This is a genomic window from Brevibacillus sp. HB1.4B, assembly GCF_013284285.1.
GTDB classification, from domain to species: domain Bacteria; phylum Bacillota; class Bacilli; order Brevibacillales; family Brevibacillaceae; genus Brevibacillus; species Brevibacillus porteri.
On the sequence record NZ_JABSUT010000006.1, the window covers coordinates 150,766 to 171,339 of the forward strand.

Annotated in this window: 23 protein-coding genes; 5 read left to right on the forward strand and 18 right to left on the reverse strand. The window is 44.6% G+C overall.

Annotated features, from left to right (window positions below; all coding sequences use genetic code 11):
• Window positions 1-110: 110 nt before the first annotated feature.
• From HP398_RS16415 to HP398_RS16445, 7 genes are all read right to left on the reverse strand, one after another.
• Window positions 111-791, reverse strand: a complete 681-nt coding sequence (locus tag HP398_RS16415; protein WP_173623139.1) for a queuosine precursor transporter — start codon at window positions 789-791, stop codon at window positions 111-113.
• Window positions 792-1,056: 265 nt separating this feature from the next.
• The gene (locus tag HP398_RS16420) at window positions 1,057-1,653 is read right to left on the reverse strand and encodes a TetR/AcrR family transcriptional regulator (RefSeq protein WP_173623140.1); all 597 of its coding nucleotides are present in this window, start codon (window positions 1,651-1,653) and stop codon (window positions 1,057-1,059) included.
• Window positions 1,654-1,669: 16 nt separating this feature from the next.
• Window positions 1,670-2,152: a DinB family protein gene (locus HP398_RS16425; protein ID WP_173623141.1), complete on the reverse strand. Its 483-nt coding sequence runs from the start codon at window positions 2,150-2,152 to the stop codon at window positions 1,670-1,672.
• A gap of 101 nt (window positions 2,153-2,253) precedes the next feature.
• On the reverse strand, window positions 2,254-3,846 hold the full coding sequence (locus HP398_RS16430) for an acetolactate synthase large subunit (RefSeq protein WP_173623142.1): 1,593 nt from the start codon (window positions 3,844-3,846) through the stop codon (window positions 2,254-2,256).
• A 184-nt stretch (window positions 3,847-4,030) separates the two neighbouring features.
• Window positions 4,031-4,915, reverse strand: coding sequence for an alpha/beta fold hydrolase (locus HP398_RS16435; RefSeq protein WP_173623143.1), 885 nt, complete (start codon window positions 4,913-4,915; stop codon window positions 4,031-4,033).
• A 52-nt stretch (window positions 4,916-4,967) separates the two neighbouring features.
• The gene (locus HP398_RS16440) at window positions 4,968-5,381 is read right to left on the reverse strand and encodes a nuclear transport factor 2 family protein (RefSeq protein WP_017247339.1); all 414 of its coding nucleotides are present in this window, start codon (window positions 5,379-5,381) and stop codon (window positions 4,968-4,970) included.
• 37 nt (window positions 5,382-5,418) lie between these two features.
• Entirely contained in the window at window positions 5,419-5,832 is a 414-nt protein-coding gene (locus tag HP398_RS16445; RefSeq protein ID WP_106839119.1) for a nuclear transport factor 2 family protein, read from the reverse strand.
• Between the two features lie 303 nt (window positions 5,833-6,135).
• On the opposite strand from HP398_RS16445, the gene HP398_RS16450 reads away from it, so the two are divergent.
• Window positions 6,136-7,206: a hypothetical protein gene (locus HP398_RS16450; protein WP_069846179.1), complete on the forward strand. Its 1,071-nt coding sequence runs from the start codon at window positions 6,136-6,138 to the stop codon at window positions 7,204-7,206.
• An 82-nt stretch (window positions 7,207-7,288) separates the two neighbouring features.
• Here the strand turns inward: HP398_RS16450 and HP398_RS16455 are convergent, their stop codons facing one another.
• A complete protein-coding gene (locus HP398_RS16455) occupies window positions 7,289-7,678 on the reverse strand; it encodes a VOC family protein (RefSeq protein WP_069846182.1) in 390 nt (129 codons plus the stop codon).
• Between the two features lie 112 nt (window positions 7,679-7,790).
• A complete protein-coding gene (locus HP398_RS16460; protein ID WP_217368724.1) occupies window positions 7,791-9,071 on the reverse strand; it encodes an NCS2 family permease in 1,281 nt (426 codons plus the stop codon).
• Between the two features lie 168 nt (window positions 9,072-9,239).
• Here HP398_RS16460 and HP398_RS16465 point away from each other — a divergent pair, with 168 nt between their 5' ends.
• A complete protein-coding gene (locus HP398_RS16465; RefSeq protein ID WP_069846187.1) occupies window positions 9,240-10,112 on the forward strand; it encodes a LysR family transcriptional regulator in 873 nt (290 codons plus the stop codon).
• A gap of 94 nt (window positions 10,113-10,206) precedes the next feature.
• Window positions 10,207-11,730 (forward strand): glycine betaine uptake BCCT transporter, encoded by a 1,524-nt coding sequence (locus HP398_RS16470; protein ID WP_017247345.1) that lies wholly within the window; start codon window positions 10,207-10,209, stop codon window positions 11,728-11,730.
• A gap of 59 nt (window positions 11,731-11,789) precedes the next feature.
• On the opposite strand, the gene HP398_RS16475 is transcribed toward HP398_RS16470, so the two are convergent.
• From HP398_RS16475 to HP398_RS16490, 4 genes are all read right to left on the reverse strand, one after another.
• Window positions 11,790-12,242, reverse strand: coding sequence for a 2-thiouracil desulfurase family protein (locus tag HP398_RS16475; RefSeq protein ID WP_069846192.1), 453 nt, complete (start codon window positions 12,240-12,242; stop codon window positions 11,790-11,792).
• A 24-nt stretch (window positions 12,243-12,266) separates the two neighbouring features.
• The gene (gene coaA, locus HP398_RS16480; protein ID WP_238144679.1) at window positions 12,267-13,205 is read right to left on the reverse strand and encodes a type I pantothenate kinase; all 939 of its coding nucleotides are present in this window, start codon (window positions 13,203-13,205) and stop codon (window positions 12,267-12,269) included.
• Between the two features lie 192 nt (window positions 13,206-13,397).
• Window positions 13,398-13,850, reverse strand: a complete 453-nt coding sequence (locus HP398_RS16485) for a Dps family protein (protein ID WP_017247348.1) — start codon at window positions 13,848-13,850, stop codon at window positions 13,398-13,400.
• Between the two features lie 188 nt (window positions 13,851-14,038).
• Complete coding sequence (locus HP398_RS16490; RefSeq protein ID WP_017247349.1) at window positions 14,039-14,455, reverse strand: hypothetical protein; 417 nt, start codon at window positions 14,453-14,455, stop codon at window positions 14,039-14,041.
• 255 nt (window positions 14,456-14,710) lie between these two features.
• On the opposite strand from HP398_RS16490, the gene HP398_RS16495 reads away from it, so the two are divergent.
• Both HP398_RS16495 and HP398_RS16500 read left to right on the forward strand, forming a co-directional pair.
• The gene (locus tag HP398_RS16495) at window positions 14,711-15,136 is read left to right on the forward strand and encodes a DUF1259 domain-containing protein (RefSeq protein WP_173623145.1); all 426 of its coding nucleotides are present in this window, start codon (window positions 14,711-14,713) and stop codon (window positions 15,134-15,136) included.
• 52 nt (window positions 15,137-15,188) lie between these two features.
• Window positions 15,189-15,620: a DUF1259 domain-containing protein gene (locus HP398_RS16500; protein ID WP_017247351.1), complete on the forward strand. Its 432-nt coding sequence runs from the start codon at window positions 15,189-15,191 to the stop codon at window positions 15,618-15,620.
• A gap of 177 nt (window positions 15,621-15,797) precedes the next feature.
• On the opposite strand, the gene HP398_RS16505 is transcribed toward HP398_RS16500, so the two are convergent.
• The 5 genes from HP398_RS16505 to HP398_RS16525 all read right to left on the reverse strand — a co-directional run bounded on the left by HP398_RS16505 (window position 15,798) and on the right by HP398_RS16525 (window position 20,544).
• Entirely contained in the window at window positions 15,798-17,414 is a 1,617-nt protein-coding gene (locus tag HP398_RS16505) for a GMC family oxidoreductase (protein WP_173623146.1), read from the reverse strand.
• 232 nt (window positions 17,415-17,646) lie between these two features.
• On the reverse strand, window positions 17,647-18,540 hold the full coding sequence (locus HP398_RS16510) for a nucleotidyl transferase AbiEii/AbiGii toxin family protein (protein ID WP_173623147.1): 894 nt from the start codon (window positions 18,538-18,540) through the stop codon (window positions 17,647-17,649).
• A 20-nt stretch (window positions 18,541-18,560) separates the two neighbouring features.
• The gene (locus HP398_RS16515) at window positions 18,561-19,142 is read right to left on the reverse strand and encodes a hypothetical protein (protein WP_173623148.1); all 582 of its coding nucleotides are present in this window, start codon (window positions 19,140-19,142) and stop codon (window positions 18,561-18,563) included.
• A 433-nt stretch (window positions 19,143-19,575) separates the two neighbouring features.
• Window positions 19,576-20,199 (reverse strand): hypothetical protein, encoded by a 624-nt coding sequence (locus HP398_RS16520; protein ID WP_173623149.1) that lies wholly within the window; start codon window positions 20,197-20,199, stop codon window positions 19,576-19,578.
• Between the two features lie 120 nt (window positions 20,200-20,319).
• Window positions 20,320-20,544 carry an Imm3 family immunity protein gene (locus HP398_RS16525; protein WP_173623150.1) on the reverse strand — a complete coding sequence of 75 codons (225 nt, stop codon included), beginning with the start codon at window positions 20,542-20,544 and terminating at the stop codon, window positions 20,320-20,322.
• Window positions 20,545-20,574: the final 30 nt, after the last annotated feature.

A 20,574-nucleotide genomic window follows, 5' to 3' on the forward strand; every position in this document is an offset into this window, starting at 1 on the left:
CCTGAACCTTATGTAAATTTGATGTAAAGTTTGTATAATCCTTCTAAACTTGTAAAAACAAAAACCGCCAAGCTCCATCGTCCTTGGCGGTTTTTCTTTGTTTTTGTCAATTAGCTTTCGTCCACTTTCAAGCTGCGTGCGATATAAAGAACCGGCGTCGAAGCTGCCGATACGACAAACTTGATCAGGTAGGTAGTCAACAGGATTTGCCACCATACGTCCATCGGGAATTCTCCCAAAAAGGCAATCGTACAAAAGGTGACCGAGTCGAGCAATTGACTGAAGAGCGTGCTTCCATTATTGCGAATCCAGAGCTGATTACGGCCTGGACATTTTTTCTTCAGCCACGAATAGATTTTCACGTCGACAAATTGGCTGACAAAATACGCACACAAGCTACCCAATGCCACTCTTGGCATCAAGCCAAAAATCGTCTCTAAGGAACCTTGGGCAATATCTGTTTCCTGTGGTTCAAACACCAGCACGAGCTGCATGATGATCGTTGCCGCAATTAAGGTAAAGAAGCCGAACCATACGGCTTTTTTCGCTTCTCTTTCCCCATACTTCTCGTTCAATAGATCGCTTACCAAATAAATAGAAGCATAAATCGTATTGCCGAGCGTCATGACCAAGCCGAACATCTCGATTGTTTTGACCACCTGGATGTTGGCTAGCACGGTAGCCATCCCGATCCACGCGTACAGTCCCATTCTGCCGAACAGTCGGTAGCAGAGCAGGAACAGCCCGAAGTTCACCAAAGCAAAAAGCACTCCGATCCAAAAATTAAACATATGATTTCCTCCTAGTTTTGATAACGCGGGAGTTTACGAACCGCGGCCCGTTTGAGCATTCAATCATTTTACTTGCATTCTTTTATTTTATCAACAATGAAAAGCCAGAGCAAAAAACCATCACTAAGGGCGATGGTCTTATCAATGGGTACTATTAGAGGCCAGCATCACAATGCATAGGCCTCTAGTCGATTTCATCCTGAATGTAATGTAAAAACTACCATTTATGGATATGGCATTAATAAAAATCGATGTCTGCCGATTTTTAATGAATACCCTCTTCCACGCCACTTGATGCTTCTTTTAGAAAGATACTTACGAGCTTCTGAGCCGTTTTGCGAGCATGATGAACTGCTTCGTGATTTCCCTCGATCATTGCAGTAACAATGCTGCCTTCTATCAAAAGATACAACGCATTGGCCAGTTCCTCTTCCTCCTGTACTCCAGCTTCTTGAACAAGTTTTTTGATAAAATTTTTTAATAGTGACTTATGTCTTAAAGATACTTGATGGAACGAATGAGCAGGTTCATTAAATTCTGCAGCCGTATTTATGAAGGAACACCCACGAAAGTCAGGTTGCAAGAACCACTCTTCTAATGTATCAAATAGAGCAACCAAACGCTCCGACGGGGTAACTTCCTTCTTATAAACTGTAGTTTCGAACCAGTTTCTCCAAAGGGAATCTCTTGTCTCAAGATAAGCTATCACCAAATGCTCTTTAGTAGGAAAGTTGTTATACAGCGTCATTTTGGCTACTCCGGATTCTGCTACAACTTGATCGACCCCCGTAGCAGTAATTCCTTGTTTATAAAACAAGGATGAGGCAACATCCAGTATTTGCTCTTTTTTTCTTTGTCTCATGCCTTCTCCTCCTCTATTAATGAACGCGAAGGTTGGCGATTAATTTCCCAATATTTTTGATCGTTGCAAAGTGCATTGCCTCATGGTATAGGGAAAAGCCAAGTAATTGCTCAACTGTTGTGAAAGAAAGTCCAGTAGATGATTTATAGGAAGGCTCTACCGCTTCTTTCAAATTGTTCGAAAGTGTCGATTCGATCCTTAGCATTTGCGCCGTCAATAGTTCAATCAGCTCTGACAATGCTGGAGGTTTAATATCCCAGTTAGAAGGCTGAGTTCCTGGGTCAAATAAAGTCTTGAAATTCGAGGGCATTTGAACTTCTTTTCCAGAAAGTTGAAAAGCGAATTTTTCTTGAACGACATATATGTGTCCTACATTCCATTTTATGCTATTTTTCAACCCAACAGGAATGATTTCAGCATCGCGGTCATTCATTTCTCTCACATAATTAATCGTTTGACGTCGAGCAAATCCTAATTGTTCTAAAATGAAGTCACTCATTATTTTGTCCCCCCTCATCCTTCTGTCTCCACGCCATTACTATACAGACAAGTATATATAATTTCAAATTTAATTTTTCGGCTTTTCTTCTGCGAATAACGTTATTTTATCTCTCTAATTGGGTTCCTTATAACGATCTCCATTAAATTCAGTTCTCCACTATCTACTGCCTCTGTAAGAGCTTGAGGAAACTCCTCTGTATTTGTAACACGTCTGTACGCAACTCCAAAGCTTTGGGCAAAAAGGTTAAAATCCGGATTGGTAAAAGAAATCTGTGTAACCGCTAGATTGGCATTGCACTGGTGCTTCTCTATCAAGCTATACCGCTGGTCATTAAAGATGATGATAGTAAAGCTCAGACCCAAGCGCTTTGCGGTCTCGAGCTCCTGAGCATTCATTAGAAAGCCACCGTCTCCCGTTATGATAACCACAGGACAGTTTGGCTTGACCAAGCAGCTTGCCAAAGCGCCAGGCAGCGATGCTCCCATTGATGCAAGACCGTTGAAAATAATCGTTTGCCCTGGAAGTTTTGGCTGGTACCAGAATGATACCCAAATCTTATGCAAGCCGACATCAGAAATCACGATGCTTTCCTTCGGCAGCTTTTTGCTTAAGGTCCACATCACCTTGTGAGGCAGATCCTGTTCTGATGGGATGGCCCGCAACTTCTTCATTCTACGTACACGAATCTTCTCATAGTCTACAGGTTCGGGCCTCCGATTTAACAGGTTCGATAATGCCTTAATCGTTTCTCGCAAATCACCCACAAGGTCTAATTCAACGGGAAAATGAGCATCAGTTTCAGCGTAGGTGGTATTAATACTCAGTACTTTACGCGATTTATCCTCGTTCCAGAATTTCGAATCAAATTCAACAAAATCAAATCCAATGGCGATTACCAAATCTGCTTCATGCAGAGGAAGCAAACCATCAGGATCGAAACTTCCGCCGACTGTGAACAGATTAAGCGGGTGATCGAAAGGCAGAAAACCTTTGGCCATAAAAGTATTGACCAATGGCAAATTCGCTTTCTCTACTAATTGTCGAATTTCTTTCCAAGCTCGACTACGAACCGCACCGTTGCCTACTAGGATGATTGGTCTCTTTGCCTCCATGATTAACTGAGCGGCTGTGTGCAGCGAGGACTTGTCGGGACAAACTTTTGCTTTTCTTCCAATGGGAAGTGGTGAGCCGACTACCGTATCCCGAGCAACATCTACAGGCAGCTGCAGATGCACAGCGCCAAAACTGTCGGTTGTTGCCAGAGCAAACGCCTTACGGATGATCTCTGGAATTGTGTGGGCGGATGAAATCTGCTGATTGTATTTTGTAATTCCTTTGAATAATTGTATCGTATCTATATTTTGATGTGATTCTTTGTGCAGCTGGCTACGATCTGTCTGACCAGTAATGGCAATCAATGGCGAGCGGTCCAAGTGAGCATTAGCTACACCTGTAATCAGGTTCGTCGCGCCAGGCCCCAACGTAGCGAGACACACGCCGGGTTTTCCCGTGAGTCGACCATACACATCTGCCATAAAGGCTGCCCCTTGTTCGTGCCGCGTAACTACAAATTGAATCGATGACCGCAATAAGGAGTCGATAAGATCAATAGTCTCTTCACCCGGGATGCCGAAAATGTACTCAACTCCCTCAGCCTCCAGACATTGCACCACAAGGTCGCTCGCTTTCATATGGCTCCTCCATTATTAGTCTTTTGGTGGATTACATCTATTTTGCGTATGCAAAGTCCCATTTTATTCATTTGTTGATCCAACTGGAGTATACGTGTTATTCATGATCTATAAAAATCTTTGAACGGACCCGCAAGAGAGCCAGTTTTTCAAAGAGCCCATCCCACGGGTCACCGTTCAGCTGTTATTGCACGCCGTTTTCCAATTCCTTTATTCGCTCACCTAAAAATCGCTTAATTAACGCTACGCTGATTTCCAAATCCTCTTCCAAAGGAAAATGACCCGTATTGAGCAGATGAACATCAACATCTTTTAAGTCCTTTTGGTAAGCCAACGCCCCATCCGGACCAAAGAACATATCATTTTTTCCCCAAGCAACCAATGTCGGAGGCTGGTAGGTCCGGAAATACTCATGCCAACTCGGATATTGTTTCAAATTGTTTTGATAATCATAGAGCAGGGCAAGCTGGATCTCACTATTCCCAGGTCGCTCCAGCACATATTGGTCCAAATTCCAACTGTCTGGGCTGATTTTTTCCGGGTTGCGTGTCCCGTTTACATACTGCTGTTTTGTGAACTCAGGTTTCAGCAGACCTAAAACATTGTTGATAGAGGCATCATCAGCTGGATTTTCCCAATACGTCCGTACGGGAGCCCACGAAGATAGCAAGCCTTCTTCGTATGCATTTCCGTTTTGAGAGATAATGGCTTGGACTCGTTCTGGATGTTTGATAGCCAATCTGAATCCGACTGGCGCCCCATAATCGTGGACATAAATGCTGTATTTCTTCAATGGGAGCTGCTCGACAAATGCGTCCATAACATCGGCCAAATTGTCGAAGGTATAGGCAAAGTCGGCCATAGAAGGCTGATCACTGTTACCGAAACCAGGATAGTCAGGTGCAATGATATGGTATTCATTAGAGAGCTCGGCAATTAAGTTGCGGTACATGTGAGAAGAAGATGGAAACCCATGGAGCAACAAAATGGTCGGATTCTCTTGATTCCCAGCCTCCCGATAAAAAATGGCGAGACCGTCCACAATTTCTGTTTTGTAATATACTGTCATCGTTTTCACCTCATTTCCGGTGGTTCAGGAACACGCTGCTATTTCCCGAGGATTATTTGTAACGCCGATCATTTTCGTTTATCGGATAATCATTTCCACTCATATCTCGTCTTCTCATAAGACCGTCTTCGTCATACTCCCAAAGCTCATTCCCATGGCATCTCATCCATTGACCAGTTTCTGCATCACGGTACTCATACTCAAAACGAACCGCAATCCGGTTGTCCGTGTAGCACCAAAGCTCTTTCATGAGTTTATAGTCCTGCTCCCTTGCCCATTTCTTCGTCAAAAAAGCTTTAATATTCTCGCGACCTGTAAAAAACTCTGTGCGGTTGCGCCAGTTGGAGTCAACGGTATACCCTAGTGACACGCGTTCCGGATCGCGAGAGTTCCAAGCATCTTCGGCAAATTTTACTTTTGCCAACGCGGATTCAAGTGTGAACGGTGGTCGAATGTCTTTACTCATTTTTTATCATCCTTTTTCTTTTTTATAGTTCAAACCATTATTTGAATTTACGATCCGCCTCTTTGATAGGAAAATCATTCCCCGTCATATCCCGTCTCTTCATGAGGCCATCCTCGGCAAACTCCCAGTATTCATTTCCATGGCATCGCATCCACTGACCTGTATTTGCATCACGATATTCGTACTCAAAACGCACTGCAATCCGATTGTCCGTGTAGCACCAAAGTTCCTTCTTAAGTTTGTAGTCCAGCTCTCTAGCCCACTTATTTGTCAAAAACGTCTTGATAGCCTCTCGGCCGGTAAAGAATTCTGTGCGATTATGCCAATTGGAATCAACGGAGTATCCCAAAGATACCCGCTCCGGATTGCGAGAATTCCAGGCATCCTCAGCAAACTGCACTTTTGCCAATGCAGACTCCTTTGTAAACGGTGGTCGAATGTCTTTGCTCATGGTCGATCTTCCCTTCGTTTGTTGAATATTGGTGGAGGAGCATCCGCTCTCCTTGGACTTAGTATACAGACAGGTCTGTCTAAAATCAAATATATTTTCTCGGTCATTAATCCTAGAAGCGAGCAACCTCCTAGCCCACTAACATTTACCTGTTACTGATTTGTAGGATTTATGTCGATAGTCTGTAACCAATGCATCCACACTATCGTACATAATGAACGTGTAGCAAGGACAAGCACTAGATACAGCACACTACACATTACATCATGATCAGTCAGCAAGACTGGGGAGGAGATTCATCACATGAAACACATGAAACACTTGAACAAACTCGTAACAGGAACTGTACTTACTTCCGTACTTTTCACTGGAGGGTATGCAATTACAGCAGATGCAAGCAACACAACTGCTACACCAAAAGGCTTGCAAGAGATTACGAAAAAAACAGCAGACGTAACGGGTGACAAGACCGCAGACACAGTCGTTCTGTACGGGAAAAAAGAGAAAAACAGCCCATACGTGAAGGACCTCACTATCAAAGTAACAGATGGCAAAACGAAGAAATCTTTTAACATCGACGTGAAGGACGACGGCTACGAGCCGAAGCTCTCCGTTCAAGATTTCACTTACGATAAAAAAGGCGAGATCATGGTTACTGCAAGCACTGGCGGAAGCGGTGGCTACACAACCAATCACATCTACAACATTAAGGATGGAAAAGCGAAAGAACTCGGCCTGCCAGGTCTGGATAAAAACAAAGCAGGTGTAGTCGGAGCGGACTTCGTAGAACTGAAACCAATCGATCTCAACAAAAATGGTCTCTACGTACTGGAAGGCACAGAGCGTCTGACTGGTGATTACAATGCAGATGTTCGCGGCTACCTCAAATCCAAATGGAAGTGGAACCAAACCAAATGGGAATTGATGAGTGCCAACTTCGAACCAGCTGTAAAACCTCTCGAAGTCTATCATGATACTTTCAAAAGCCAAGACTCTGCCTTTGCTTTTAAAGGTCCAAAATCTTGGAACGGCAACATCTTAGTTGAAGAAAAAACTGGCCCAAATGCAGACGAATACTTGCCAGAAGCAAAGAGTGTAACCCGCTTCATCTTCAATGCTGAGAAAGCCGAAGATCGTACACCTGTTGTGGTTATCACCGCGTTTGACCTGAATGACTGGAAGAAATTGAACAACCCGGACGAGCCACCAGTCGGCTACGAAATTGCACGTAACCAAGCAACCAACACGGTATATGTAGCAAGCTTGCCACAAGACACAGTATTTGACCCAGCAAGCAAAGAAGGGAAGAAATTCATCCCTCTGATGATGTCTCTGGACCAAGTAAAACAAGCGTTTACGTTTGTAAAACGATAATCAATCCACATCTCTCCACAAAAAGTCCCTTTGCCGCTCTCATTGGCAAGGGACTTTTTCATTGTTTTGAGGTTTGACTTTACTATAGCTTCGCAAGCCTTTTTAACTTTTCCTCTTTTTCAGTAGGATCCAAGTACTCGAAAAGACCAATGCGATTCCCCCATGGATCGGCAAACGTCCCCCACTTGACCGGTACTTCTTCCCGTTGGAAAATTTCAAACGGTTCGATTTGCAGCTCTTTGATCAGTCTTTCTCTTTCCGTCTCGATATCGACCACGGCAAATCGCACGGGACCGCTTCCTTCCGCTGGCGTCCCCTCTGCCAGCTGCAGCCAACAACCAGGCAGGACTTCCCACTCAGCAAATCCTTCATGAGGAACAAAATCCGGCTCTCTTTGCAAAAAGCTCTGGTACCAGGCTAGTCCTTTGGCGAAATCAGTAGTACGTAATTGAAACGTCATTTCATGGATCATGGAAGAGCCTCCTGTTCTATAACCTTCCATCCATTCTTTCACATTACTTGCATCACTTTCTAGAGAACAGAACAAAAAAGCCCTCGACCGAAGTCGAGGGAAAACTACTCTTTTATGCGAATATCGGCAGCATGAGATTCAGCAAGAACAATCCCGCGATAACGTACATGAGTGCAGGCACTTCGCGTCGTTTACCCAATGCGAGCTTCATGAGCGGATACGCCACGAAGCCAAACGCAATTCCATCTACAATGCTGTAGGACAACGGGATAATCACGATGATCAAAAAGGCAGGGAAGCCTTCCGAGAAGTCCTTCAGATTGATATTCTGTACATTTTGCAGCATCAGTGCGCCGATGATAATGAGCACTGGCGCAATGGCTCCATCCGGAATCATTTTAATGACAGGCAGCAAACCGAGCGAGAGCAAGAACAAGGTGCCTGTTACAAGTGCGGTCAGCCCCGTCCGTCCTCCTGCTGCGATTCCTGCCGCGGTCTCCACCGTCGAAACTGTCGGACTGGTTCCCAAAATGCCAGAGATGGCAGCCGACAACGCATTCGCTTGCAGCGAACGGCCGAACTTCTGCGGCTGTCCAAGCATCGAGGTATGCCCATGAATCAAACCAATATTTTCAAAGACGATGACCATCGCCAATGAGAAGGTCGCGATCCAAAATGGCAACGCCCAAATAGCAGAAAAGGAAAAACCCGCAAATACGCTTCCGTAATCCGCGAACGAAAACGTTCCTCCCCCTCCTGGCTCGACAATCCCGAACAAAAAGCCAAGTCCTGTACCAACCGCAATTCCGATCAAGAAGTTGCCTGGCACATTGCGAACAAACAAAACCAACGTAACAATCAAAGTAATCAGCGTGACGATCACATGCGGGCTGGACAAGTCACCCAGCGCAACAAATGTAGACGGATTCATGACGATCAGCCCGCCTTTTTGCAGACCGATGAAGGTCAAGAACAACCCAATCCCTACGGTAATCGCTTCTTTTAGCGAAGAGGGAATCGCATTGGACAATATCGTTGCGGCCTTGGTAAAGGCAATCACAGTAAAAATCAGACCAGAAACAAAAACAGCAGCCAATGCTTCCTGCCAAGTAAGGCCCATCGATTGGCATAACGTATACGTAAACAGGGCATTGATTCCCATACCGGGAACCAGAATAATAGGAGCATTTGCCCAAAAGGCCATAAGAAGTGACCCGATAAATGCCGTCAATACAGTCGCCAGAATGCCTGCTTCCATCGGTATTCCAGCATCATTTAAAATCGAAGCGTTTACGGCAACAATGTAGACAATGGTGACAAAGCCAATGAATCCGGCGATGAGTTCCCTTTGAAACGTCGTGTCGTAAGCGCGCAAGTGAAATAGCTTTTCCATCCACGTACGCACGGATTTCCCCTTCTTTCCTTTATGTCTTTTCCATGAAGTGAAGATTCACAGAAAACATGCTATCATAGCTTCATCAATATGAAAAATATCCATAAAATCTAATTTTCATATCGTTTTCATATGGATCCATTCTCGAAAGGAAAGAAGGCATTGCGTGTGGATATTCGGCAACTGCGTTACTTTATCGCCATAGCAGAGGAAGGTCAGATAACAGGAGCGGCTAAAAGACTGAATATGGCCCAGCCGCCTTTGAGTCAGCAACTGAAACAAATGGAGGAAGAGCTCGGGGTCATGCTCATTGAACGCTCGGGCAAACAAATGGTCCTGACAGAAGCAGGCGTCACCCTCTATAAGCAGGCGCTCAATATCGTTCATCAAATGGAGGAAGCTCTCTCCGAAGTCAAAGAAACAGGCGAAGGCATTCGGGGGACGTTGTCCATCGGTGTCAGTGCACTGTCGGCCTATCGCCTGCCAGAACAAATTCGTGTGTTTCAGCAAAAATATCCGCTCATTACGTATAAAATCTGGAAAGGCGATACGCAGCTCCTCAATCAGTGGCTAGAGCGCAGAACCATAGAAGTCGCTATCGTACGCCTCCCCCACTCCTTGAACAACTGCACCATGATTCCGTTGGAGGAAGAGGATTTTGTGCTCATTGTTCCTGCCACCTCCCCCTATGCCGATCGCAAGGAAATCGAAATGCGCGAGATCGCCGAGCTTCCACTCATCATGCCGAGCACACCAGGATTGGGCATCTACGACTTGATTATCAAGGAATTCTCCCGTCTAGGCGTGGAACCGCACGTGATCTGCGAGTGCCCGGACATCTCTCTCATCGTCAGCATGGTCGCCTCCTCGGTCGGTTCCTCCATCGTCCCTATCTCGGCATGGGAAACTCATCAGAGCGAACAAATTCGCGGGATTCGACTCTCCGGAACTTCCATTTATTCCTCCGCTGCTGTCGTCTGGCAGTCTGGACGTCATCTGTCCAAAGCGGCGAATCGGTTTATCGAGACGTTTTCATCGTAACTCCATTCAGGGGCGGTCACATCCGGAATAATCTTGGAAATCCCGCGGGATGATAAACTATTACCATTTCTTGTAGATTCCCGGGAGGATAAAGATGACTTTCCTGATATCCTTGGTCATTGTATTTGTCATTGTGCTGTTCGGCGCGATTTCTCCTGAGCTTTTCGCCTCTGCGGCTTCCCATGTACTGAAAGTGACCACGACGAATTTTGGCTGGTTTTATTTAATCGTGACTTTCGGTTTTCTGATCTTTTGTATCTTTCTTGCCTTTAGCAGATACGGACAAATCCCTTTGGGGAGCGACGATGACGAGCCGGAATATTCGCTCCCCACCTGGTTTGCTATGTTGTTTTCTGCTGGGATGGGAATTGGTCTTGTCTTTTGGGGAGTGGCGGAGCCCGTCTCTCATTACTTCTCTCCACCAGCAGGTGTGACTGGACAAACGACCGAAGCCGCACAAACCGCTCTGCGTTATGCATTTTTTCACTGGGGCCTGCATCCTTGGGGGATCTACGCTCTCATCGCTCTCGCTCTCGCATATTTTCAATTTCGCAAAGGAGCGAAGGGCTTGATCTCCTCCACCTTTGGCCCGCTGCTCGGTGAGCGCATACATGGACCGCTCGGAAAAGGGATCGATATTTTGGCTGTCATCGCCACGGCATTCGGTGTCGCAACCTCACTTGGCCTCGGAACTCTGCAAATAAACGGAGGTTTGTCTCACCTCTTTGGATTGCCGTCCAACACCACCGTGCAAATCGTGATCATTTCCATTATTACAGTGCTATTTCTGCTCTCGGCTACGACAGGACTGGATCGGGGAATCAAGTATTTGAGCAATACGAACCTGGTATTGGCCTTGTTGCTCCTCCTGCTGACGCTCGTATTGGGACCAACCTCGTTTATTTTTGACGCCTTCACCAGCACGCTCGGCAGTTATTTGAACAATCTCATCTCGATGAGCTTGCGGCTGACCCCTTTTACACAAGGGACATGGGTAGCCAACTGGACGCTGTTTTACTGGTCGTGGTGGATTGCCTGGGCGCCGTTCGTCGGCATGTTTATCGCACGCGTCTCCAAAGGGCGCACGATCAAGGAATTCGTCATTTGCGTGATGCTCGTTCCGAGTTTGTTGAGCTTCATCTGGTTTTCGGTGTTTGGTGGGACTGCGCTTCACCTCGAAATTTTTGATCAAGCGCCTATAGGGGCAGCGGTACAACGTGACATCTCGACTGCGCTATTCCTCGCACTGGAGCAGTTGCCTATGGGATACATTCTCGCTGTCGTTGCGGTTCTGTTGATCATCACGTTTTTTATCACATCGGCGGATTCAGCTATTTTCGTGCTCGGCATGCTGTCTTCTGATGGCAACCTGGACCCGTCGAATCGAGTAAAAATCACCTGGGGCATCCTCCAATCCGCAATCGCCATCGTTCTTTTGTTAAGCGGCGGCTTAGAAGGCCTGCAAACAGCCTCCATTGTGGCAGCGCTGCCTTTTACCGTCATCATGGTCCTGATGTGCTTTTCCCTTGTACTGGCACTGAAGGAAGAAGACCGCATTGCGAAGAAAAAACGGAAAGAACAGCAGAAGAAGCTGGAGAGGTTGTTGAAGGAGTTGTAAAACGTAGTTACAAAAAGAGGGACGTAAAAAGAGGGACGCTTCCATCGCGTCCCCCCTTTTTATTCATTGGATACGATTGATTCAGAGATTACCTCAATCCCATTTCTGCGAAACAGCGCCGCCGTCAGCCCGACACCCGGCACTTTTTTCCCGGAAAAGCTGCCATCGTAAACGAAGGAGCTTCCACAGGACGGACTGTTTTCTTTCAAGATGGCAGATGTGGCTCCAACCGTTTTCGCCAGCTTCAGCGCTTGGTTCGCCCCCATCAAAAATTCCTCGGTGACGTCTCGGCCAGTGTTGTCTATGATGCGTGCTTTACCATCCAGAACATCTTCTCCAGTCCCCCCGATGATTTCTGCTGGCGGTCGTGGTGTTGGCAAGCCTCCCAACTGTTCAGGACAGACGGGTATAGCCTTTCCTTCCCGGAGCAATTGCTCCAGCTCTTGGTCTAAGCATGACTTCTGATCGTAACGGCATTCACAGCCGATCAAACAGGCACTAATCACTTTCATGACAACCGTCTCCCACCTTTTTATCTACAGCTTGCGCAGCTTCACGCTTTGTATCATATGATCCTGCCCCTTGTCCAAAATCAATTGAGCGCGAACACGCGTCGGCAAAATGTTTTGGCGCAGGTTGGCTCCGTTAATCTCCGTCCAAATACCGGTGGCTACCTCAGTCGCCTCCTCGTCAGACAGACTCGCGTAACGCTTGAAATACGAGGATGGGTCGGAGAACGCGGTCTGACGCAACAGCTTGAACCGCTCTACATACCATTTCAGGATGTGCTTCTCTTCCGCATGCACGTAGATCGTGAAGTCAAAGAAATCAGAAACAATGACCTCGGAAATACGAGCATCGTTTTCGTCACCTATAGGCGGTTGCAGCACATTCAAGCCTTCGACAATCAAAATGTCAGGCTGTCTGACGGTCTGCCATTCATCTGGTACGATGTCATACACAAGGTGGGAATAAACAGGCGCTTTCACTTCAGGCAAACCCGATTTTACATCGGATAAAAAATTGATAAAGCGCCGCAAATCATAGCTCTCTGGGAATCCCTTGCGCTTCATGATTCCTCTATCTTCTAGAACCTTGTTCGGATACAGGAATCCATCTGTCGTTACCAAATCGACCTTCGGATGATTCGGCCAGCGAGACAGCAGCGTCTGCAAAATGCGAGCCGTTGTGCTTTTGCCTACAGCCACACTACCTGCAATACCGATAATGAATGGAACCTTGCCATCCTGGTTCCCTAAAAAAGTGTGAGTCGCCTGGTACAGCTCCTGCGTGCCCCCGACATACAAATTCAGCAGACGGGACAACGGCAAGTAAATGTCGGAGACTTCCGTCATGGACATTTTCTCGTTCAAGCCCTGCAAAAGGGAAAGCTCGTTATCAGATATGGTCAACGGCGTGGAAGCCCGCAGAGCACTCCACTGCTCGCGATTAAATGTAACATAGGGTGATGCCATGGGAATGTACATCCTTTCCATCATGAAAGTGCTTTCTCTATTTCACACAAGGTTAGTTTACACTAGCATGTCTTTCTTGGGAACAAGGGGGTTGTCTCAAATCAGACTAGCCCTGCACTTTTGCCTTCATGAGCACATAGAAAAAAAGCCGATACCCCATGGCATCAGCTTTGCTTGCAAAAGAATTTATCCTTATTTTCCCAAGTGGGCTTGCAGCATCCACACATGCTTTTGCAAGCTGTCCATGATCCCCAAGAACATATCCCCAGTCGCTTCATCGTCCCCTGCTTCCGCGGCTGTAATGCCCTCTTGGAGCTCCTTAATCAGAAGTGTAAAATCACTCACGACCGCTTCAACCATTTGATCCGCAGACTCTCCACCTGTCGCTTCCTTAATGGAAGCCTGCTCCAAACAGTCCTTCAACGTCGAAACAGGCTTGCCCCCAACCGTTAACAGACGCTCCGCCAGCTCATCTACATTTTTGGCTGCCTCGTTGTATAGCTCCTCAAATTTTTCATGCAGGGTAAAAAAATTCGGGCCTTTGACAAACCAGTGATAATGATGCAGCTTCATATACAGCACAGACCAGTTGGCAACCTGTTTATTAAGTACGTCGGTCACGGGCCGACTCATTGTCATACTCATCCGGACGCTCCACCTCTCTTGGTATAGATATAGCGTTTGTAGTATGTGGTGGATCGAAGGTTCCTATTCTTTTCATGTCAGTCCATCTTTTCTACAGGCCGGACGAAGCAGAGCGCGAAAATCTATTATTGTTCATGAGTCACTTCTCCATCCTATTGCGATTTAGCAGCTCAATAAATGAAGCTAACTTAGCCATGTATTTTCACAAGAAAATCCTCTAATACTCTCCTAGTCGCAACGCCAGCTCTGGGAAGCAATTCATTTACGCGAACGAGCATGGCAGGATTGTCACGTATCATTTGTTTCCCTTCTAGAGTCGTAAAGCTTCTCAACGTATCTACACAGATCACGAAAAGTTCCTCATCATCCGTATCCAGCAACGATAGTAGAATATTTAGTTCATGCTCGTTACAACAGCTGTCCATACAGTACGCGAGTCTTCGCTGCCATTCTAACGGTTTCATCAGCACATGACTGGACAGGTCTTCCCAATCCTTTTGGCTGAACTTCGCTAGCATGTCAGACGCTATTATGCAGCCATAGTCATACCAATAATCAACAGTATTTTGGCTGCCTGTTATGAAAACATCTAATTCTTTGTACATGCTGGTCACCTCCATTCAATATTCAAGTTTTACGTAATCAACGATGATTGTCTCACTCCCAAACAATACTGCATCGTCATGATATTTATCCGATAAACTCCTCTACGAGAAAATCTTCAGAAGTGTGCTATGGGAAAATAACTAGAACCTAGAATGAAATCTGTATCTTTTTCATGTAAAAAAGCCACAGATTACTCATTTCCCTTTTTTCTGTCAATCATAAGATATTTCTAGATTGACAAAAGGAGGATTACTATGGCGAATAAAGCAAAAGCGAAGGTTAGCCCCCAATTTAAAAGGCTCTGTGCCCGATTTGGAAGAATATTAGGGGGCGAGTCGGAAGTTGATAATGGGCCGGTTTGTTTTGTCATGCGACTTGCAAATCTTCGAGAAACCATCTTGGGAAGACGAACGCTTTCCCCTTTAGTTCGAGCTCAAATGTTTTCGTTTGAATCCCTTGATAGGTCGGGTCGTGCCCTTTGTTTGGGCGAGACTGCCGTTCACCAAAATCAGGTGAACCGCTTGATGTCGAATCTCCGCAAACGTGGGATTAAAGTGACGGCACTTCACAACCACTGGCTAAAAGAAAACCCGCGCTTAATGTATATGCATTGGGAAGCGATAGAAAATCCGATCGTATTCGCCAGGAAAACCAAAGAGTCCATCGCATTCCTGGGTTAACATGGTGGAGCCATGAAGTTTTCATTTCATCATAATCGAAAGGATGACGGATATGGGCAAAGTAAAGGCAAAAGCAAAGGCAAGTCCCCAGTTTAGAAGACTGTGTAACCGATTTTCTGCCATTTTAGGTGGAACAGAGCATGAAATTACGAGAGGTCCCGTTTGTTTCGTCTCCAGAAATAGAATATTCAATGCGTCCATATTAGGCAGAAGAACCACATCCCCATTGGTCCGTTATCAACTGTTCTCGTTCGAATCCTTAAACAGTTCCGGACGTGCCCTATGTTTAGGGGAAACGGCTCTCTTCCAAAACCAGGTAAACCGTTTGTTGTCAAACCTTCGCAAAAACGGGATAAAGGTAACAGCAGTCCATAATCACTGGCTCTTTGACAACCCGCGTCTTATGTATATTCATTGGGAGTCGATTGATAATCCCATTGCATTCGCCAGGAAAGTGAAGCGTTCTATTGCCTTTTTGGGTTAATCAACCAATAACAGAATACAGCGGCATCTAAAGACGCGATACTATCGTCCTAGATTTCCGCTCTGTAGCTACAAACCAAAAACCCGAGATTTCGTACAACGGCAATCCATGAATAATATCCCCTGAATCTCCGTACAATTGCGGATTCACGGGATATTACTATTTTCATTACTAATTTCACTTTTTCATATTATCTCGCGAGTTTTGTTTCAAGAGCTGCTGCGCAATTGTATTTCCAATAAGGTAGGCTGGTGCAGACGTGTTGCCATCCACCGTGAATGGAATGATCGAATCATCAGCAACAATTAAGTCTTTTACTCCATGGACTTGACCTTGGCTATCCACCACTCCCCCCTTGCTAAGAGGCGCCATGCGAAGCGCACCTTGTTCATGATGATTATGGTCAAAATTATTTTTGATGAACTCTTCAAGCTTGCGATTATTGTTGATGATGTCTAGAGTTGGTGAAATAAGCCGGTATGATCGATCGATCGCGGTTAATTGTGCGGCTATTTTCTTGATATATACCTTATAGCAGTTTTTAACTGCTTCAAGATCTGCGGGATTATTGAGATATCCTTCATCAGCCAGCACAATTTTCAACGGATCATTACTTTGTATACTTATGGAACCACGGCTCTTTGGTTTTAGGAAAAGGATAGCTATCGTCAGTTTCCCTTTTGAGCCGATTCCAATCAGTTGGACTGCACGACGAGTTTTGTTTGAGCCTGGAGTGGGATCTGGCAAAAAGGCGCCACCTGAAAAAAGCGCATTTGGATCATCATCAGGCAATGGGTTATCTTTCGGATTGGCACTAAACTCAGCAAAGTTGAGCGTGTGGTTTCTAAGGCCTTTGCCAACGTGGGAGTTGGCGAAAACAACTGGGATTCCTTCGTCCTTAAGCATTTTGGCGGGACCGATTCCAGAAAGCATTAAAAGCTGAGAACTATGGATGCCTGCTGAGATGATTACTTTTTTCCGAGAGTAGGCTCGCACGCGTTTACCCTCTTTGAGAAATTCAACGCCAATTGCTCGCTTATTCTTAAATAATACCCGAAGAGCTGTTGATTTAAAGAAAACTTGCAGCTTTCGACCATTGACTCCTTGACCAGCAGTAGTCATGATATCTGATGATAGAAAAGCGGTGGAAGCACTTTCTCTCCGTCCATTGGGTTGCTGAAATAATTGCCAACGCGTAAAGGGTCCAAGGGGAGTTTTCGGGTCATTATAATCGAGAATTTTTCGAAATCCTGTTGCTTTCTCGATGGCTGACACTAACTTTTTGGACATGGGTGTTGGATTTTCAGGTGCTTGCCGAATGTCGATCAATCCCTTATAACCGTGAACCTCTTTATTGTTTGTCTTCCCATTGTAATTCTCCATTTTTCGGAAACTGCGAGTTGCATTCTTTGGAGACCAAAGAGGTCCCAACAGCTTCTCCCATTGTTGAAAAACTGCTGAGGTAGGTCTTACATACTGCTGTGTGTTAATAGAAGAGCCTCCACCCAATAATCGACCCGTCGTCCATTCAAAACTTCGTTCATTTACTTTTTCCTGGGGTACTCCTTCTCCTTGCCAAAAATATTGAGGAAGATACAGCTCCTCAAGCTCTAAGGCAAACGTTGAGTTGCTAATTGGCGTGTCCCTATCATTATTTTCTCCTGCTTCCAATACGAGAACGGATGTTTTTTTATCGTCCGTTAGTCTCTTTGCAATAACAGAACCTGCTGGACCAGTGCCTACAACAATGTAATCATAAATGATTTTCCCATCTTTCTGCTTACTTTTGCTCATTCGATACTCCCCTACATGTACAGTTTTGATCCCATTAACTCGAAAGACACATGTGATCTAAAGTAATTGGGTTAATGTAGGGTATTATTCATGAATGATGATGGTGAATGTTCCGACCAATCTATATGTCCTAAAGGCAATGTACTAGCAACGACTAACTATGGTAGTTATAAAAAAAGCTCATTCCGTCTACCGCGACAGACGGAACAAGCCTACTTCACTTACTATGCTGTTACAATTTTTTCGGTGTTGGACTTGGCAAACTTTCAAACGCATACCCATTAATCCCTGCAAAATCCATCTTTTTACGCAACTCACTGACAAACTGCGTAAAATAAAGGCCACGATCCATGCCGCCAGCATATTTTCTCAAGTCGTAATCGTAGGATAATGAATCGTATATGGGCTGTAAATCATCAACAAGCACCTTTTTCATATCCGTTTTCTTAATAGATGGGTCGATACTGCATTCGTTCACGAGCGCCTGTAATGTTTCCTTGAGCGCATCGTTGTCATAGGCCGGATGGGAGAGTAAAAATTTCAAATCGTACAAGTCTTTAAACCTCGGCCTGACGATTGTTTGATGCAGCTTCCAAGCAACCTGGATAGACAGGGGCACAGTGTACGGAACAAGAAAGCTTTCTCCAAAGACAGGTTGGTACTCAAGCGGAACCGGGTCTGCATCCATTTCCAAGTGAAACGAAATATCCAGATTCAGCTCATTATAGTCATCCGCTTCCCTTGGTTGACCTTTGAAATAATAGGCAATATCCGTATTGATCGTCGGAAAATCATCTGCCATAGCGTAGTCGATATATCTCCAAAATGCATTCTTTCGAAAACTTCTAAACACGACGCCGTCGTTCAGATCCATTTCGGTTACTTGAATCATCCATTGTGTAAATACTTCATGGGCATGTTCGACGTCCCTGATTTTCCCCGCATACAATAAGTCGATATCATCTGCATCCCGAATCTGGCGGTTGTCCAAATATTGTCTGGTTAGAAGGCTGCCTTTTAATACAAAGGGCATATTCACTAGAGCAATTCTTCTCAACAGTGCTTCCAAAACAACGAGCTCTCTCGCTTCATATTCCAACTCTGCTACATCATCATACGTAATCATCATGATCCTCCATCTAAAAATTAGGAAATCCAGCCGCTGTCCAGTTCTTCGCGGCTGTCATAAATACATAGTTCATATTGTTCTTTGATTAGCCCGATCTGATTTGCTTGCAAAATGGTATGTATCTTTTCTACTCGATCGTAAAACTGTTTCGGGCTCTCATATTCTCGGACGGTGATAAATCTCACTTTTCCATTCGCATTCAAAGAGTTTCTCGAAATATGTCCACCATGACCCTCACATAAATTTCGTAACGCGGTGACATCATCGACCTGTACTTTTCCATGCCATTCGAAGTAAGGCTTCGAGTTTATGATGGGCTGGTGAAAATACGTTTCTTCTTTTGGAGAAATCTCTACTTTTTTTCGGACGATGGTAAAACCGTTGTTTTGAAACGTAGCTGCAATCTTTTCCATCTCTTTATTCACTTCATGAAAATCAGGTCGTTTGATTACTCCTGTTATCATCGGTTGATTGATGTAATTTCCCTGATCCAAGACGATCATGACCGGCTTTACTTGTTCCGATTGGCAGAGATCGATAAAAGCTTCCTTTTCATCAAGTTGTAGATCGTTGAAAGTAACATGAAACTCAAATTCCATTGCTTCACTCCCTGACTTTCCTTGTATTGCACAATCAATTTATTACCTTTTCTTCCTATTTGTATCGACATATCTTTTCTATCTCTTAACCGTTTCGTTTATAAAATAAAAAAGTAGAGGTGCGCTGAGAATCTTCTCTCAACATATCTCTACTTCGAATAAGTCCTAGTTGCTAACCATTTAGCTTGGTGGTTGCTGAAAAGTCCAGAGAGTGTACTTTTATGGACCAATACCCCAAGATTTCATCGAGTCTTAAAGCGTAAGTCCTGATCTTTGAGCCTAAAGAGCTTTGATACGTAAGTTTTGAAAGCTGAGCTCTCATCTTTGAGCTTTCATCCTCGTATTCGCCAAATAATTTTTGGATGGCCTAGTTGACCCACTAGGCAAGGGACTCTCGTTTATCAGCTATTCAAATGATTAGCAAATCACACTATTAATCCACAAGATTAATTTTGGTAATCGTATTGGATTCGCTTAAAATAAAATCGACTTCACACTCAAACTCGTCAATTTCTTTACTAAGCGTATCCATTTTTTCTTTCAACTTCAATGGGTCTACGAGCTTCGCTTCATTTTGCTCTTTAAACGGTTTGGAGATCGCTTCCATTTCCGTATCCTTCACCTTGGAATCTTTGCCAAAGTTCGCTTCGAGCAGCTTTTCCAATCGTAGCTGTACTTCTTCATTTTTCGATTCAACCTGCGTGACTGCATGGTTGTAATCTCTTCTCATTTTCTCCAGCAGTGATTTCTCGTATTGAATGGACGTTTTTCGCTCGATTGCTTCTGCCACTGTCATTCTCTTGCCGCTAATCGTTACCATCGTCTTTGCGTTGGACTCGACGATCAGCGACTTAATGTTTTGTCTTCTTTTTATTAGATCAACAACGGATTGGTAGTTTCGCTCTGTCGTTTCCACATACAGTTCTGTTGACGTATAACCAGTTACAGGCTTAGGTCCAATAGCGGAAGACATGAAAGTCGTTTCATTGATTCCTTTTTGGATTCTTTTATCGAGTAATTTTAATTCTGAGAGTCCTCTTGTGATAGACATTTCCATCGTGTCATTCCTCCTCGTGGAGTTTTGATAGAAGAATTGTTTATGTATATAAGGGGTTACATTTGGTAGTTTACTATACAACTATATGTAAATAGCTGTCAAATTTCTTAGGGGATTGGTTTAAAAATTTCCACTTAAACTATCGTATCTAAATGATATGCAATTGGGCTTCTGTTCAATTTTTTCTAATAACAAGACTTTTCTTGTCATCACATCATCGAATTGTTCCAGTGACAGTTTTTCCTTTAGTTGTTGCATATCCAAACGATCCAATTCTTTTAAAAGATACTCTTTGGATTTGTGAAATACCTCCGAATGGGTTAAAAATCCTCCATCTATTCTCATGCAAAAAGACTCATTCCCCCCTCATCATTC

Bases quoted from the DNA above. Each gene is read 5' to 3' on its own strand.
- HP398_RS16485 (WP_017247348.1), bottom strand. From the start codon at position 13,850: ATGAGTATGACAATGAGTCGGCCCGTGACCGACGTACTTAATAAACAG.
- coaA (WP_238144679.1), bottom strand. From the start codon at position 13,205: ATGGCATCACCCTATGTTACATTTAATCGCGAGCAGTGGAGTGCTCTG.
- HP398_RS16455 (WP_069846182.1), bottom strand. From the start codon at position 7,678: ATGATCCATGAAATGACGTTTCAATTACGTACTACTGATTTCGCCAAA.
- HP398_RS16440 (WP_017247339.1), bottom strand. From the start codon at position 5,381: ATGAGTAAAGACATTCGACCACCGTTCACACTTGAATCCGCGTTGGCA.
- HP398_RS16415 (WP_173623139.1), bottom strand. From the start codon at position 791: ATGTTTAATTTTTGGATCGGAGTGCTTTTTGCTTTGGTGAACTTCGGG.
- HP398_RS16475 (WP_069846192.1), bottom strand. From the start codon at position 12,242: ATGAAAGTGATTAGTGCCTGTTTGATCGGCTGTGAATGCCGTTACGAT.
- HP398_RS16450 (WP_069846179.1), top strand. From the start codon at position 6,136: ATGAAACACATGAAACACTTGAACAAACTCGTAACAGGAACTGTACTT.
- HP398_RS16500 (WP_017247351.1), top strand. From the start codon at position 15,189: ATGGGCAAAGTAAAGGCAAAAGCAAAGGCAAGTCCCCAGTTTAGAAGA.
- HP398_RS16515 (WP_173623148.1), bottom strand. From the start codon at position 19,142: ATGGAATTTGAGTTTCATGTTACTTTCAACGATCTACAACTTGATGAA.
- HP398_RS16445 (WP_106839119.1), bottom strand. From the start codon at position 5,832: ATGAGCAAAGACATTCGACCACCGTTTACAAAGGAGTCTGCATTGGCA.
- HP398_RS16460 (WP_217368724.1), bottom strand. From the start codon at position 9,071: ATGGAAAAGCTATTTCACTTGCGCGCTTACGACACGACGTTTCAAAGG.
- HP398_RS16430 (WP_173623142.1), bottom strand. From the start codon at position 3,846: ATGAAAGCGAGCGACCTTGTGGTGCAATGTCTGGAGGCTGAGGGAGTT.
- HP398_RS16420 (WP_173623140.1), bottom strand. From the start codon at position 1,653: ATGAGACAAAGAAAAAAAGAGCAAATACTGGATGTTGCCTCATCCTTG.
- HP398_RS16435 (WP_173623143.1), bottom strand. From the start codon at position 4,915: ATGACAGTATATTACAAAACAGAAATTGTGGACGGTCTCGCCATTTTT.
- HP398_RS16495 (WP_173623145.1), top strand. From the start codon at position 14,711: ATGGCGAATAAAGCAAAAGCGAAGGTTAGCCCCCAATTTAAAAGGCTC.
- HP398_RS16520 (WP_173623149.1), bottom strand. From the start codon at position 20,199: ATGGAAATGTCTATCACAAGAGGACTCTCAGAATTAAAATTACTCGAT.
- HP398_RS16470 (WP_017247345.1), top strand. From the start codon at position 10,207: ATGACTTTCCTGATATCCTTGGTCATTGTATTTGTCATTGTGCTGTTC.
- HP398_RS16525 (WP_173623150.1), bottom strand. From the start codon at position 20,544: ATGAGAATAGATGGAGGATTTTTAACCCATTCGGAGGTATTTCACAAA.
- HP398_RS16510 (WP_173623147.1), bottom strand. From the start codon at position 18,540: ATGATTACGTATGATGATGTAGCAGAGTTGGAATATGAAGCGAGAGAG.
- HP398_RS16505 (WP_173623146.1), bottom strand. From the start codon at position 17,414: ATGAGCAAAAGTAAGCAGAAAGATGGGAAAATCATTTATGATTACATT.
- HP398_RS16490 (WP_017247349.1), bottom strand. From the start codon at position 14,455: ATGTACAAAGAATTAGATGTTTTCATAACAGGCAGCCAAAATACTGTT.
- HP398_RS16425 (WP_173623141.1), bottom strand. From the start codon at position 2,152: ATGAGTGACTTCATTTTAGAACAATTAGGATTTGCTCGACGTCAAACG.